General features: G+C 72.2%; 12 protein-coding genes. 11 read left to right on the forward strand and 1 reads right to left on the reverse strand.

The window, feature by feature from the left end; translation table 11 throughout:
• Window positions 1–36: 36 nt before the first annotated feature.
• The 5 genes from pruA (at window position 37) to ACGF5T_RS23795 (ending at window position 5,205) form a co-directional block, all read left to right on the forward strand.
• Window positions 37–1,668, forward strand: a complete 1,632-nt coding sequence (gene pruA, locus ACGF5T_RS23775) for an L-glutamate gamma-semialdehyde dehydrogenase (protein ID WP_366767334.1) — start codon at window positions 37–39, stop codon at window positions 1,666–1,668.
• Window positions 1,669–1,746: 78 nt separating this feature from the next.
• On the forward strand, window positions 1,747–2,295 hold the full coding sequence (locus tag ACGF5T_RS23780) for a GNAT family N-acetyltransferase (protein WP_356610515.1): 549 nt from the start codon (window positions 1,747–1,749) through the stop codon (window positions 2,293–2,295).
• Between the two features lie 256 nt (window positions 2,296–2,551).
• Window positions 2,552–2,683, forward strand: a complete 132-nt coding sequence (locus ACGF5T_RS23785; RefSeq protein WP_079030417.1) for a hypothetical protein — start codon at window positions 2,552–2,554, stop codon at window positions 2,681–2,683.
• A gap of 119 nt (window positions 2,684–2,802) precedes the next feature.
• Window positions 2,803–3,855 carry a 3-isopropylmalate dehydrogenase gene (locus ACGF5T_RS23790; RefSeq protein WP_356610516.1) on the forward strand — a complete coding sequence of 351 codons (1,053 nt, stop codon included), beginning with the start codon at window positions 2,803–2,805 and terminating at the stop codon, window positions 3,853–3,855.
• Between the two features lie 261 nt (window positions 3,856–4,116).
• Entirely contained in the window at window positions 4,117–5,205 is a 1,089-nt protein-coding gene (locus ACGF5T_RS23795; RefSeq protein ID WP_356610517.1) for a branched-chain amino acid aminotransferase, read from the forward strand.
• Window positions 5,206–5,288: 83 nt separating this feature from the next.
• On the opposite strand, the gene ACGF5T_RS23800 is transcribed toward ACGF5T_RS23795, so the two are convergent.
• Complete coding sequence (locus tag ACGF5T_RS23800; protein WP_366767335.1) at window positions 5,289–6,749, reverse strand: cytosine permease; 1,461 nt, start codon at window positions 6,747–6,749, stop codon at window positions 5,289–5,291.
• A 145-nt stretch (window positions 6,750–6,894) separates the two neighbouring features.
• Between ACGF5T_RS23800 and ureA the strand changes: the two genes are divergently transcribed.
• From ureA to ACGF5T_RS23830, 6 genes are all read left to right on the forward strand, one after another.
• Complete coding sequence (ureA, locus tag ACGF5T_RS23805; protein WP_356610519.1) at window positions 6,895–7,602, forward strand: urease subunit gamma; 708 nt, start codon at window positions 6,895–6,897, stop codon at window positions 7,600–7,602.
• Window positions 7,599–9,314 (forward strand): urease subunit alpha, encoded by a 1,716-nt coding sequence (locus tag ACGF5T_RS23810; protein ID WP_361013048.1) that lies wholly within the window; start codon window positions 7,599–7,601, stop codon window positions 9,312–9,314. The genes ureA and ACGF5T_RS23810 overlap by 4 nt, the downstream gene beginning before the upstream one ends.
• 15 nt (window positions 9,315–9,329) lie before the next feature.
• Window positions 9,330–10,349, forward strand: a complete 1,020-nt coding sequence (locus ACGF5T_RS23815; protein ID WP_356610521.1) for an agmatine deiminase family protein — start codon at window positions 9,330–9,332, stop codon at window positions 10,347–10,349.
• A gap of 12 nt (window positions 10,350–10,361) precedes the next feature.
• The gene (locus ACGF5T_RS23820; RefSeq protein ID WP_356610522.1) at window positions 10,362–10,970 is read left to right on the forward strand and encodes a TetR/AcrR family transcriptional regulator; all 609 of its coding nucleotides are present in this window, start codon (window positions 10,362–10,364) and stop codon (window positions 10,968–10,970) included.
• Window positions 10,971–11,298: 328 nt separating this feature from the next.
• Window positions 11,299–12,903: a citramalate synthase gene (gene cimA, locus ACGF5T_RS23825; protein WP_356610523.1), complete on the forward strand. Its 1,605-nt coding sequence runs from the start codon at window positions 11,299–11,301 to the stop codon at window positions 12,901–12,903.
• Window positions 12,904–12,964: 61 nt separating this feature from the next.
• Window positions 12,965–14,323, forward strand: coding sequence for a hypothetical protein (locus ACGF5T_RS23830; protein WP_366767336.1), 1,359 nt, complete (start codon window positions 12,965–12,967; stop codon window positions 14,321–14,323).
• Window positions 14,324–14,334 lie beyond the last annotated feature (11 nt).

Here is a 14,334-nt window from a genome sequence, read left to right on the forward strand (position 1 = left end):
CGCAAAACCCGCTGAAGTCAAGGAGTTACGGAACCCATGGACGCTGTGACCCAGGTCCCCACGCCCGTCAACGAGCCGGTGCACGGCTACGCCCCCGGTTCGCCCGAGCGCGCCCGTCTGGAGGCCAAGCTCCGCGAGCTGGCCGACAACCCGATCGACCTGCCCTGCACCATCGGCGGCGAGAAGCGGATGGGCGGCGGCGACCGCTTCGACGTCGTGCAGCCGCACAACCACAAGGCCCGCCTGGGCACCTACGCGAACGCCACCCAGCAGGACGCCCAGGACGCGATCGACGCCGCCCTGGCCGCCGCCCCGGCGTGGCGCGCGATGTCCTTCGACGACCGCGCGGCGATCATCCTGCGCGCCGCCGAGCTGCTGTCCGGCCCGTGGCGCGAGACCATCGCCGCCTCCACCATGCTCGGCCAGTCCAAGACGGCCCAGCAGGCCGAGATCGACAGCCCCTGCGAGCTGGTCGACTTCTGGCGCTTCAACGTGCACTACGCCCGCCAGATCCTGGCCGAGCAGCCCCCGGCCAACTCCCCGGGCGTGTGGAACCGCATGGACCACCGTCCGCTGGAGGGCTTCGTCTACGCGATCACGCCCTTCAACTTCAGCGCGATCGCGGCCAACCTGCCCACCGCTCCGGCCCTCATGGGCAACGTGGTGGTCTGGAAGCCGTCCCCGACGCAGACCCACGCCGCCGTGCTGCTGATGCAGCTGCTGGAGGAGGCCGGGCTGCCCAAGGGCGTCATCAACCTCGTCACCGGCGACGGCATCGCGGTCTCCGAGGTCGCGCTGGAGCACCGGGACCTCGCGGGCATCCACTTCACCGGCTCGACCCCCACCTTCCAGCACCTGTGGAAGACGGTCGGCAACAACATCGCGAAGTACCGCACCTACCCGCGTCTGGTGGGCGAGACCGGCGGCAAGGACTTCCTGGTCGCCCACCCCTCGGCCGACCGCGCCGTCCTCAAGACCGCGCTGACCCGCGGTGCCTTCGAGTACCAGGGCCAGAAGTGCAGCGCCACCTCCCGCGCGTACATCCCGGCGTCCATCTGGAACGACGGCTTCAAGGAGGAGTTCGCCGCCGAGGTCGACTACCTCACCATGGGTGACGTCACCGACCTGTCGAACTTCATGGGCGCCGTCATCGACGAGCGGTCCTTCGCCAAGAACAAGGCCGCCATCGACCGCGCCAAGGCCGACGAGACCTGCACGATCGTCGCGGGCGGCTCCTACGACGACTCGGTCGGCTACTTCGTCCGCCCGACCGTCGTCGAGTGCACCGACCCGGAGAACGAGGTCTTCCGCACCGAGTACTTCGGCCCGTTCCTCGCCGTCCACGTCTACGAGGACGACCGGTACGACGAGATGCTGACCCAGATGGAGTCGGTGTCGGACTACGCCCTCACCGGCTCGGTCATCTCCAACGACCGTGCGGCGGCGGCGTACACGATGGAGAAGCTGCGCTACGCGGCCGGCAACTTCTACATCAACGACAAGTCGACCGGTGCCGTGGTCGGCCAGCAGCCCTTCGGCGGCGGTCGCGCCTCCGGCACCAACGACAAGGCCGGCGCCCCGCAGAACCTGATGCGCTGGACCCTGACCCGCGCCATCAAGGAGACGCTGGTCGCCCCGACCGACTACGCGTACCCGCACATGGGCTGACGCCCACCCCGCGCCGCACGGGCCAGGTCCTCCCCGGACCTGGCCCGTCCGCGTGTCCGGCCGCCGGATACTGGGCCCATGACCGCTCCCGGCACCCTCCTGCGCAGCGCCCACACCGCCGACCTCGCGCCCGGGGAACTGCGCGCCGCCCGCGCCCTCATGGACCTCGCCTTCGACGGCGACTTCACCGACGCGGACTGGGAGCACGCCCTCGGCGGCATGCACGCGCTCGTCCTCGACGACGCCGGGCTCGCCGCGCACGGCGCCGTCGTCATGCGCCGGGTCCGGCACCGCGACCGCTGGCTGCGCGTCGGCTACGTGGAGGCCGTCGCCGTCCGCCCCGACGTCCGCCGCACCGGGCTCGGCGGGCGGGTGATGGCCGAGCTGGAGCGGATCGTCGACCGGGCGTACGACGCCGGGATGCTCTCCGCCAGTGACGAAGGGGCCCGCCTCTACACCGGCCGGGGCTGGCGGCAGTGGACCGGCCGGGTCTCGGCCCTCGGCCCGGAGGGCGCCGTGCACCTGCCGGAGGAGGAGGGCGGCACCTACGTCCGGCCTGCCCTCACGGGCCTCCTGGACCCCGCGCACGGACTGCTCTTCGACTGGCGGGACGGGGAGGTGCTGTAGGTATCACCGCAGGTCGGAGGGGTGTGATCCACTCCACCGTCTCAGATAGTAGGAAGTCCGAGTAATTGTGGAGACAGACGCTCCGCGCTCCCTTAGCTTGGTAGGAGCCGAACGTCCCGCTCGATCGAGCGGATGGCGGTCGTGAGCCGGGCCCCGTGCAGGCAACCCCTGCGGACCGTGCTCCCCGCCCCTTCCGGCCTCTCGCGATCCCCCTTTCTCCGCACCCGTGTGTGCTGTGCCGAAGGAGCCGATTCCCATGGCCGAGACCACCGTCCGCCGCCGAGTCCGCCACCTCTCCCGTACCGCCGACTCCGACCGCAAGAACGCCGCTGCCGCCCTCCAGCGTGCCCTCGACCGCCGGGACAACGGCGGCTCCACCGGCCACTGAGCGGGCGCGACGGGAGCCCGGCGGGAGCCCGATGAGGGTCCTACGGGGGAGGACGGCCGCGGTGTCCGCATGCCGGACGCCGCATGTCATCCCGTGGGACGGGGAGTAGGGTGCTGCGCATGTCGGCTAGCTCTCGCATCCTCAATCTCGCAGTGATTCCCGGTGACGGCATCGGCCAGGAGGTCGTGGCCGAGGGTCTCAAGGTCCTCTCCGCCGTCCTCCCGCAGGATGTGAAGCTGGAGACCAAGGAGTTCGACTTCGGCGCCCGGCGCTACCACGCCACCGGTGAGACCCTCACCGACGCCGACCTCGACGCCCTCAAGGGCCACGACGCGATCCTCCTCGGCGCGATCGGCGACCCCTCGGTGCCGTCGGGCGTGCTGGAGCGCGGTTTCCTGCTCAAGCTCCGCTTCGCCTTCGACCACCACGTCAACCTGCGGCCCTCCAAGCTGCTGCCGGGTGTCGCCACCCCGCTCGCCGGCCAGCCGGAGATCGACTTCGTCGTCGTCCGCGAGGGCACCGAAGGCCCGTACACGGGCAACGGCGGCACCATCCGCAAGGGCACCGAGCACGAGGTCGCCACCGAGGTCTCCGTCAACACCGCCTTCGGCGTCGAGCGCGTCGTCCGCGACGCCTTCGCCCGCGCCCAGGCACGCCCCCGCAAGAAGCTCACGCTGGTCCACAAGAACAACGTGCTGACCTTCGCGGGCCACCTGTGGACGAACGTCTTCAACCAGGTGGCCGAGGAGTACCCCGAGGTCACCACCGACTACATCCACGTCGACGCCGCGACGATCTACCTCGTCACCGACCCCGGCCGCTTCGACGTCATCGTCACCGACAACCTGTTCGGCGACATCATCACCGACCTCGCCGCGGCCGTCTCCGGCGGCATCGGCGTCGCCGCGAGCGGGAACATCAACCCCTCGGGCGACTTCCCCTCGATGTTCGAGCCGGTCCACGGCTCCGCGCCCGACATCGCCGGCCAGGGCAAGGCCGACCCCACCGCCACGGTCCTGTCCGTCGCCCTGCTGCTGCGCCACCTCGGTCACGAGGCCGAGGCGACCCGCATCGAGGAGGCGGTCTCCGCCGACCTCGGCGAGCGCGCCGGCAAGCCCGCCCGCTCCACGTCGGAGATCGGTGACGCCCTCGCCGTACGAGTAGCCGGCTGACCCGCCGCGCCACTCGATCGAAACCCTTTCGAAGCCGCCGGGTCCAGAAACAAGGCACCCGGCGGCTTTCTCCTGTGTCCGCCAGGTGCGACCATCGAGCCCTGGGCCGCATTCACCCCGTTTCACCCGTCGCCGCTCGCGCGCGATAATCGAACGCGAAGCCGCGACCTGAGGGAATGCTCGGACGTCCTAGCACCGGCCACCGGCCGTACGGGCGTGACAGCGGCCCGTCACAATCAAACCGGTGAAGGACATCAACCCATGACGACGCCCACGATCGAGCTCAAGCCCTCCGCCACCCCGCTCTCCGACGCCGAGCGCGCGGCGATCCTGTCCGCCCCCGGGTTCGGCCGCCACTTCACCGACCACATGGTGACGATCAAGTGGACCGAGGGCCGCGGCTGGCACGACGGACAGCTCGTCCCGTACGGCCCGCTCGCCCTCGACCCGGCCACCATGGTCCTGCACTACGCGCAGGAGATCTTCGAGGGACTGAAGGCCTACCGCCGCCCCGACGGTTCCGTCGCCACCTTCCGGCCGGAGAAGAACGCGCAGCGCTTCCAGGCCTCGTCGCGCCGCCTGGGCATGCCGGAGCTGCCGGTGGAGACCTTCATCGAGGCGTGCGACGCGCTGGTGCGGCAGGACGAGAAGTGGGTGCCGGCGCACGGCGGCGAGGAGTCCCTCTACCTGCGCCCCTTCATGATCGCGACCGAGGTCGGCCTGGGCGTGAAGCCGGCCAACGAGTACCTGTTCCTGGTCATCGCCTCCCCGGCCGGCGCGTACTTCCCGGGCGGCGTCAAGCCCGTCTCCATCTGGGTCTCCGAGGACCGCGTCCGCGCCGTCCCCGGCGGCATGGGCGACGCCAAGACCGGCGGCAACTACGCCGCGTCCCTGCTCGCCCAGGCCGAGGCCGCCACCCAGGGCTGCGACCAGGTCTGCTACCTGGACGCGGTCGAGCACCGGTGGGTCGAGGAGCTCGGCGGCATGAACCTGTACTTCGTGTACGGGGACAAGATCGTCACCCCGTCCCTCACCGGCTCCATCCTGGAGGGCGTCACCCGTGACTCCCTGCTCACCGTCGCCCGCGACCTGGGGTACGAGGCCGAGGAGGGCCGCGTCTCGGTCGAGCAGTGGCAGCGCGACTCGGAGAACGGCTCCCTCACCGAGGTCTTCGCCTGTGGCACGGCGGCCGTGATCACGCCGGTCGGCACCGTCAAGCGCGCCGGTGCGCAGTGGCAGCAGAGCGGGGGCGAGACCGGTGAGGTCACGCAGCGGCTGCGGGACGCCCTGCTGGACATCCAGCGGGGTACCGCGGAGGACAAGCACGGCTGGATGCACCGCCTGGCCTGACACCGGCACCGGCGCCGGCGGCGTAGGAGGGGGCGAGGGCGGGGCGCGCCGGCTCGTACGGGCGTCCCCGCTCCCCCCGGGCGCTAGGCGGGCCCGCCTCCCGGACCGGCCGCCGGTCCTCCGGCCGCGGCCCCCGCGCCCTCCGCCACCGGTGCCGTCGCCACGGCGGCACCGGGAACGGCGAGCAGGTACACCCCTCCGCCCACCAGCCCCGACAGCAGGAAGCTGCAGTCCACCCCGCCGGTCAGCGACAGCAGCGGACCCTCGTACGACGGCAGTGACACCGCCAGCACACCGACGACCGCGCCCGCCGCCCAGGCCGCCGTGGCCGGGACGTTCCAGCCCGCGCGGTACCAGTAGGCGCCGCCCCGGGCCCGGCGGTTGAAGACCTGGAGCGCTTCGGCGTCGTACTCCCCGCCGCAGCGGACGAAGCCGATCATCGTGATCACCGCCCACGGGGTGCCGATCGCCGTCAGCAGCAGCACGAACGACGTCATCGCCGACTGCGCGTCCCAGGCGTAGTGCCCGGCGAAGACGCACGCCGTGGCGACGACGGCGACGGCACAGGTCGCCCGGGCGCGGGAGGCGCGCGGCAGGATGGCGTCCAGGTCCAGGCCCATGGAGTACAGCATCAGGCCCGCGTTGCCGACCGAGCCCGCGGAGGCGGCCAGCAGCAGCGGGACCAGGTACCAGGTGGGCGCCGCGTCGACCAGCGGCCCCGCGTAGTCCAACGCGGCGCGGGCCGCGTACGAGGTGAAGGTGCCGAAGAGCTGCGGCACCAGCAGCCCCAGCATCAGCCCCAGCCAGGTCGCCTGCAGCACCCGGCGGGAGGTGAAGCGGGCCGGCGAGATGTAGCGGGTGTAGTCGCCGAGCAGGGTGATGAAGGCGATCGGCCCGGACAGCCCGGCGGCCACGACCGCGAGCAGCCACGTCGGCCAGAACCCGCCCAGCAGGTAGCCGCCCGTCTCCGGCAGCGCGGCGGTGGTGAAGTCGGGGGCGTAGGCGATCACGCCCAGCACCAGCAGGGCGGTCATGCCGTACGCCAGCACCTTGGACATCGCGAGCAGCACCCGGTAGCCGTAGACCGCGCCCGCCACCGTGGCCGCGGCGAGCAGCCCGTACACGACGGCGTACGCGGCCCCGCCCTGCGGCAAACCGAAGAGCCGGCCGAGGACGCCCATCATCACGTCCCCGCCGATCCACACGGTCAGCGCCGTGTAGCCGAGGGCGAGGAGCAGGCCGACCACCGAGCCGACCAGTCGCCCGCGCACCCCGAACTGGGCGCCCGACGACGTCGACAGGTTGGTGCCGGTCCGCAGGGAGACCAGGGCCAGCGGGGCGGTGAACAGGGTGCCGACGACCGTGCCCGCCAGCACGGCACCGACCGACGCCCACCAGCCCAGGCCGAAGGAGGGCGGGAGCCAGCCGAAGACGATCACGCCGAGGCAGAGGTTGGAGCCGAGCAGGATCGAGACGAGGTCCCGCGGCCCGCTGGTGCGTTCCTCCTCGGGGATGGTGTCGACTCCGTGCTGTTCGATCGGCATGGCTGGTCTCCTTCGACGGCTGCCCGGGCTGTTTGAGCGACGTTCAATGTGACGCCTGACTCCGGTGTCCGTCAACGGTTCCGTTGCACGTACTCGACGTTTAGAGTGATGCTCTAACCTGTGGAAGGCAAGGAGGTGCCGCGTCGTGAGACTGACCCCCACGGAACGTGACCGGCTGCTGCTCTTCGGGGCGGCCGAGCTGGCCCGGGCCCGCCGCGCCCGAGGGCTCAGGCTGAACGTGCCGGAAGCGACCGCGCTGATCGCGGACACGGTGTGCGAGGCCGCCCGGGACGGCGCGCGCCTCGCCGAGGCCGTCGAGCGCGCCCGGTCCGTGCTCGGCGCCGACGACGTGCTGCCCGGGGTCGCGGACGTGGTCACCGAGGTGCACGTGGAGGCCGTCTTCGACGACGGGTCCCGGCTCGCGGTGGTCTCCGACCCGATCGGGGGCGGCGCGCTCGGCCCGGAGGGCCCGGGTGCCCTGCTGCCGGGCCCGGACCACGCCGAACCCGAGGCGGCGCTGCGCCTGCCGGTCACCAACACGGCGAGCGTGCCCGTCTCCGTCACCTCCCACTTCCACTTCTTCGAGGCCAACCCCCGCCTGGACTTCGACCGCGAACGGGCCTACGGCATGCGCCTGGCCGTCCCCGCCGGCTCGTCGGTGCGGTTCGGACCCGGGGAGAGCGCCGAGGTCGGTCTCGTGCCCATCGGCGGACGGCGCGTCGCGATCGGCTTCGCCGGGCTGGTCGACGGGCCGCTGGACGCGCCGGGGGCGAAGGCGGAGGCCCTGCGCCGGGCGGCGGCCTGCGGATATCTGGGAATCACCCGGGGGGCACCGGAAGGAGACGGGCGATGAGCCGCTCGAAGGGACGCGAGGTCAGCGAGTCGATCCACATCGACCCCCACGCCTACGCCGCCACCCACGGCCCCCGGGCCGGCGACCGCCTCCGCCTCGGCGACTCGGGCCTGGTGATCCGCGTCGAGTCCGACGCCCAGCGTCACGGCGACGAGTTCCTCGCCGGCTTCGGCAAGACCGCCCGTGACGGACTGCACCTCAAGGCCGCCGCCGTCCGGGACACCTGCGACGTCGTGATCAGCAACGTCGTCGTGATCGACGCGGCGCAGGGCATCCGGAAGGTGTCGATCGGCATCCGCGAGGGGCGCATCCACGCCATCGGGCGGGCCGGCAACCCGGACACCCTGGACGGGGTCGACGTCGTCGTCGGCACGGGCACGTCCATCGTGTCCGGCGAGGGCCTGATCGCCACCGCCGGTGCCGTGGACACCCATGTCCACCTGCTCTCCCCGCGCATCATGGAGGCCTCGCTCGCGTCCGGCGTGACGACGATCATCGGGCAGGAGTTCGGCCCGGTGTGGGGCGTCGGCGTCAACTCGCCCTGGGCGCTGAAGCACGCCTTCGGGGCCTTCGACGCCTGGCCGGTCAACATCGGCTTCCTGGGCCGGGGCTCCTCCTCGCACGAGGCGCCGCTGATCGAGGCGCTGGCCGAGGGCGGCGCGAGCGGCTTCAAGGTGCACGAGGACATGGGCGCCCACACCCGCGCCCTGGACACCGCGCTGCGCGTCGCCGAGGAGCACGACGTCCAGGTCGCCCTGCACAGCGACGGGCTGAACGAGTGCCTCTCCGTGGAGGACACCCTCCGCGTCCTGGAGGGCCGCACCATCCACGCCTTCCACATCGAGGGCTGCGGCGGCGGACACGTCCCCAACGTGCTGAAGATGGCCGGGGTCCCGAACGTCATCGGCTCCTCCACCAACCCCACCCTGCCCTTCGGCCGGGACGCGGTCGCCGAGCACTACGGCATGATCGTCTCCGTCCACGACCTCAAGACGGAGCTGCCGGGCGACGCCGCCATGGCCCGCGACCGCATCCGCGCCGGGACCATGGGTGCCGAGGACGTGCTGCACGACCTGGGGGCCATCGGCATCACCTCCTCCGACGCGCAGGGCATGGGCCGGGCCGGCGAGACGGTCCGCCGCACCTTCGCCATGGCCGGCAAGATGAAGGCCGAGTTCGGCGCCCCCGACGCCGACCACGACAACGAGCGCGTCCTGCGCTACATCGCCAAGCTCACCCTGAACCCGGCCATCGCCCACGGCCTGGCCCACGAGGTCGGCTCCCTGGAGGTCGGCAAGCTCGCCGACATCGTCCTGTGGCGCCCCGAGTACTTCGGAGCCAAGCCGCAGCTCGTCCTCAAGTCGGGCTTCCCGGCCTACGGCGTGGTCGGCGACCCGAACGCGGCCACCGACACCTGCGAACCGCTGGTCCTCGGCCCCCAGTTCGGCGCGCACGGCGCCACCCCGGCCGAGATCTCCGTGGCCTTCGTCGCCCAGGCCGCCGTGGACCAGGGGCACGACACGATGCCCACCCGGCGCCGCCGGGTCGCCGTGCGCGGCACCCGCGGCATCGGACCGGCCGACCTGCGTCTCAACTCGCGTACCGGACAGGTCGACGTCGACCAGCGCACCGGCCTGGTCACCCTCGACGGCGACCCGCTGCGCTCCGAACCGGCCGAGTCGGTCTCCCTGAACCGCCTGTACTTCCTCTGACCCCAGGACACCTCCATGACCTTCCGCATGCCCCCCGAGTGGGCCCCGCACGAACGCACCTGGATGGCCTGGCCCGGCCCCAACCCGACGTTCACGAACGACGAGGAGCTGGCCGAGGCCCGGTCGGCCTGGGCGTCCGTCGCCCGCGCGGTGCGCCGCTTCGAGCCGGTGACCGTGGTGCACGGGCCCGGCCAGGGCGCCGCCGCGCGCGCACTGCTGGGACCGGACGTCGACCTGGTCGAGCGCGAACTGGACGACGCCTGGATGCGGGACATCGGCCCGACCTTCGTGACGGACGGGCGGGGCGGGCTGGCCGCCGTGGACTGGGTGTTCAACGGCTGGGGCGCCCAGGACTGGGCCCGCTGGGAGCACGACTCCAAGATCGCCCGCCATGTCGCGGACCTCGCCGGCGCCCCGGTCCTGAGCAGCACCCTGGTCAACGAGGGCGGCGCGATCCACGTCGACGGCGAGGGGACGGTCCTGCTGACCGACACCGTCCAGCTCGGCTCCGGCCGCAACCCCGGCTGGACCCGCGAGGAGGTCGAGACCGAGATCCACGCCAGGCTCGGCACCACCAAGGCGATCTGGCTCCCGCACGGCCTGGCCGGCGACTACGGCAGGTACGGCACCCAGGGCCACGTCGACATCGTCGCGGCCTTCGCGCGGCCGGGCACCGTCGTCGTGCACAGCCAGCGCGACCCCGCCCACCCCGACCACGCCCGCTCCCGGACGTACGTGGACCTCCTGCGGGGGCAGACCGACGCCCGGGGCCGTCGCCTGGAGGTCGTCGAGATCCCCGCCCCGACGGTCCTGAAGGACGAGGAGGGCGACTGGGTCGACTACTCGTACATCAACCACTACCTGTGCAACGACGGCGTCGTCCTGTGCGGCTTCGACGACCCCAACGACGAACTCGCGGCGGGCATCTTCCGCCGTCTGTTCCCCGAGCGCACGGTGACCCTGGTGGACGCCCGTACGATCTTCGCGGGCGGTGGAGGCATCCACTGCATCACGCAACAGCAGCCGAGGATCTAGAAGGAGTCAGCCATGGCCGGTGCGGCGCGTGCGCGGAAGAACGCCCCGCCGCGCGAGGACGTCCTCGCGGCCGCCATGGAGATGATCGCCGAGCGCGGCCTGGAGAAACTCACCATGGCGGCGCTCGGCCGTGAGGTCGGCATGAGCAGCGGGCACCTCCTCTACTACTTCCACTCCAAGGACGAACTGCTGCTGCGCACCCTGGAGTGGAGCGAGGGCCGCCTGGGCGTCGCCCGCGGCCGGCTGCTCACCCGGCCCGGGACGGCCCGCGAACGCCTCGACGCCTACGTCGACCTGTACGTCCCCGAAGGCCACCGCGACCCGCACTGGACGCTCTGGCTGGAGGTGTGGAACCGCTCGCAGAACGCGGACGACGACGCCCGCGACCGGCAGGCCGCCATCGAGGGCGCCTGGCACCGCGACCTGGTCGCGCTGCTCGCCGAGGGCGTCTCGCGCGGCGAGTTCCGCCCCGTCGACGCCGACCGCTTCGCGTCCCGGCTGCGCGCCCTCCTCGACGGTCTCGCCATCCACGTGGCGATCGGGCTGCGGGGGACGGACCGGACGCAGGTCCTCCGTCATGTGCGGGAGTTCCTGGCGGACGGTCTCCTCGCGGACGTCTGAAGCCGGGTCCGGCCCGCTCGCCGGACGGGCGCCGCCCGCATCCTGAGACGGGCGGTGAACCGCGGGACGGACTGTGCCAGACTCCCCCCGTGCTCTCGTTCGCCATGATTATTGGCAGCAGGCGCGCCGGTCCGCAGTGACCACCGCGTACGACCAGGTACGGGTGGACACCGTCGTCCTCGACCCGCGCGCAGACCTCTCGCACCCGCGAGAGGTTTTTCGTTTTCCTGGCCCACCTCCAGCCGGGAAGAGAGCGCGAGGGATCATAGACGGACGGTGGAACCGGTCATTCCGGTAGACCGAGATCCCCAACAGGAGTCTTCAGATCATGACCGCAACCAGCGAACTCGACGATTCGTTCCACGTCTTCGACACCACCCTGCGCGACGGCGCGCAGCGCGAGGGCATCAACCTCACGGTCGCGGACAAGCTGGCCATCGCACGGCACCTGGACGACTTCGGCGTGGGCTTCATCGAGGGCGGCTGGCCCGGCGCCAACCCGCGGGACACCGAGTTCTTCGCCCGGGCCCAGCAGGAGATCGACTTCAAGCACGCCCAGCTGGTGGCCTTCGGCGCCACCCGTCGCGCCGGTGCGACCGCCGCCCAGGACCACCAGGTCAAGGCGCTCCTGGAGTCGGGTGCCCAGGTGATCACCCTGGTCGCCAAGTCCCACGACCGGCACGTCGAGCTGGCGCTGCGCACCACGCTCGACGAGAACCTGGCGATGGTCGCCGACACCGTCTCCCACCTGAAGGAGCAGGGCCGGCGCGTCTTCGTGGACTGCGAGCACTTCTTCGACGGCTACCGCGCCAACCCCGAGTACGCCAAGGCCGTCGTCCGCGCCGCCGCCGAGGCGGGCGCCGACGTCGTCATCCTGTGCGACACCAACGGCGGCATGCTCCCGGCGCAGATCCAGGCCGTGGTCTCCACGGTGCTGGCCGACACCGGAGCCCGGCTCGGCATCCACGCCCAGGACGACACCGGCTGCGCCGTCGCCAACACCCTCGCCGCGGTCGACGCGGGCGCCACCCACGTCCAGTGCACGGCCAACGGCTACGGCGAGCGCGTCGGCAACGCCAACCTCTTCCCGGTCGTGGCCGCCCTGGAGCTGAAGTACGGCAAGAAGGTGCTGCCCGAGGGCCGGCTGCGCGAGATGACGAGGATCTCGCACGCCATCGCCGAGGTCGTCAACCTCACCCCCTCCACGCACCAGCCCTACGTCGGCGTGTCGGCCTTCGCGCACAAGGCGGGCCTGCACGCCTCCGCGATCAAGGTCGACCCGGACCTGTACCAGCACATCGACCCCGAGCTGGTCGGCAACACCATGCGGATGCTGGTCTCCGACATGGCCGGCCGCGCCTCCATCGAGCTGAAGGGCAAGGAACTCGGCATCGACCTCGGCGGCGACCGCGAGCTGGTCGGCCGGGTCGTCGAGCGGGTCAAGGAGCGCGAGCTGGCCGGCTACACGTACGAGGCGGCGGACGCGAGCTTCGAGCTGCTGCTGCGCGCGGAGGTCGAGGGCGGCCCGCTCAAGTACTTCGAGGTCGAGTCCTGGCGCGCGATCACCGAGGACCGCCCCGACGGCACCCACGCCAACGAGGCCACGGTGAAGCTCTGGTCCAAGGGCGAGCGGATCGTCGCCACGGCGGAGGGCAACGGGCCGGTCAACGCCCTGGACCGCGCCCTGCGCGTCGCCCTGGAGCGTATCTACCCGGAGCTGGCCAAGCTCGACCTGGTCGACTACAAGGTCCGCATCCTGGAGGGCGTGCACGGCACCCAGTCCACCACCAGGGTCCTCATCTCCACGGGCGACGGGACGGGGGAGTGGTCCACGGTGGGCGTCGCGGAGAACGTCATCGCCGCCTCCTGGCAGGCGCTGGAGGACGCGTACACCTACGGGCTGCTGCGGGCGGGGGTCACGCCCGCCGAGTGAGCCCGGCATCTCTCACCCGTTCTGATGTCTTATTGAGGTCGTTTCGGGTACTTTCGAACGTATGAAGGGCGTTCGCATTCGTGTCCTCATACGCCTCCTGGTCGCGCCGGTCATCGCCGCGCTGGCGGTGCTGATGGCCGGTGCGCCCGGTGCCCAGGCGGCCACCGACGTCACCGAGATCGGCGCGGCCCTGCGCGAGAGTCCCGTCTACGTGGACCCGGCCGCGTCCGACCTGCTGTCCCGGTCGGACGCGGAGGCGCTCGCCGACAAGATCGAGGACGCGAACGAGCCCGTCTTCGTCGCGGTCCTCCCGGCCGACTACCCGACCGCGAACCTCTTCCAGAACCTCCGCACCGAGACCGGCATCACCGGGCTGTACGGCGTGCGGCTCGGCGACGAGTTCGACGCGCGCGCCGACAGCAGCGTGCTGAGCCGCCAGGGCGTGAACAACCTCGTCACGGCCGCGCAGGGCGCGGGCGACACCAAGGCCCAGCTGAACGACTTCGTCGACGACGCGCTGCGCAGCGTGCGCGGCTCGGCCCCGGCGTCCTGGGACTCCGGCGGCGGGTCCGCCCCCACCGGCGCGCTGATCACCGCGGGCGCGGTCGTGGCGGCCGGCGGTGCGGGCGCCTACGCGATCGCCCGGCGCAACCGGCGCCGCCGCGAGGAGGAGCAGCGCGTGGCCCTGGAGCGGCTGCGGGTCGTGGTCGACGAGGACATCACCGCCTTCGGCGAGGAACTCGACCGCCTGGACTTCCACCCCGGCGAGCCGGGCGCCGACGACGCGATGCGCGCGGACTACGAACAGAGCCTGGACGCCTACGAGAAGGCCAAGGCCTTCATGGCGGACGCCCGGCGGCCGGAGGACGTGCGCGCGGTCACCCAGGCCCTGGAGGACGGGCGCTTCTCCCTCGCCCGGCTCGCCGCCCGCCGGGAGGGGAAGCCGCTGCCCGAGCGCCGCCCGCCGTGCTTCTTCGACCCGCGCCACGGCCCCTCGGTCACCGACGTCACCTGGACCCCGCCGGGCGGCGCCACCCGCGAGGTGCCGGTCTGCGCGGCCGACCGGGCCCGGCTGTCCGACGGCCGGGACCCGATGATCCGCGAGGTGGACACCGAGTACGGCCGCCGGCCCTACTGGGACGCCGGTCCGGCCTACGGTCCCTGGGCGGGCGGCTACTTCGGCGCCGGCATCCTGCCCGGCCTGCTGGTCGGCACCATGCTGGGCGGCCTGATGGCGGGCCCCGCCTACGGAGCGGGTTACGGCGCCGGCTACGGCGACTTCGGCGGCCACGAGGGCGGTGACGTGTCCGGCGGCGACTTCGACCCGGGCGACTTCGGCGGCGGCTTCGGGGGCGGTGACTTCGGCGGGGGCGGCGGCTTCGGCGGCGGAGGGGACTTCGGCGGGGGCGGCGGCTTCTGAACGGCGGGCGG

Origin of the sequence: Streptomyces sp. NPDC047853, from assembly GCF_043204535.1 — a bacterium.
Lineage (GTDB): Bacteria > Actinomycetota > Actinomycetes > Streptomycetales > Streptomycetaceae > Streptomyces.

Coding starts and splice junctions, on each gene's coding strand:
- ACGF5T_RS23785 (WP_079030417.1), top strand. CDS start 2,552: ATGGCCGAGACCACCGTCCGCCGCCGAGTCCGCCACCTCTCCCGTACC.
- cimA (WP_356610523.1), top strand. CDS start 11,299: ATGACCGCAACCAGCGAACTCGACGATTCGTTCCACGTCTTCGACACC.
- ACGF5T_RS23830 (WP_366767336.1), top strand. CDS start 12,965: ATGAAGGGCGTTCGCATTCGTGTCCTCATACGCCTCCTGGTCGCGCCG.
- ACGF5T_RS23790 (WP_356610516.1), top strand. CDS start 2,803: ATGTCGGCTAGCTCTCGCATCCTCAATCTCGCAGTGATTCCCGGTGAC.
- ACGF5T_RS23810 (WP_361013048.1), top strand. CDS start 7,599: ATGAGCCGCTCGAAGGGACGCGAGGTCAGCGAGTCGATCCACATCGAC.
- pruA (WP_366767334.1), top strand. CDS start 37: ATGGACGCTGTGACCCAGGTCCCCACGCCCGTCAACGAGCCGGTGCAC.
- ACGF5T_RS23795 (WP_356610517.1), top strand. CDS start 4,117: ATGACGACGCCCACGATCGAGCTCAAGCCCTCCGCCACCCCGCTCTCC.
- ACGF5T_RS23800 (WP_366767335.1), bottom strand. CDS start 6,749: ATGCCGATCGAACAGCACGGAGTCGACACCATCCCCGAGGAGGAACGC.
- ACGF5T_RS23820 (WP_356610522.1), top strand. CDS start 10,362: ATGGCCGGTGCGGCGCGTGCGCGGAAGAACGCCCCGCCGCGCGAGGAC.
- ACGF5T_RS23815 (WP_356610521.1), top strand. CDS start 9,330: ATGACCTTCCGCATGCCCCCCGAGTGGGCCCCGCACGAACGCACCTGG.
- ACGF5T_RS23780 (WP_356610515.1), top strand. CDS start 1,747: ATGACCGCTCCCGGCACCCTCCTGCGCAGCGCCCACACCGCCGACCTC.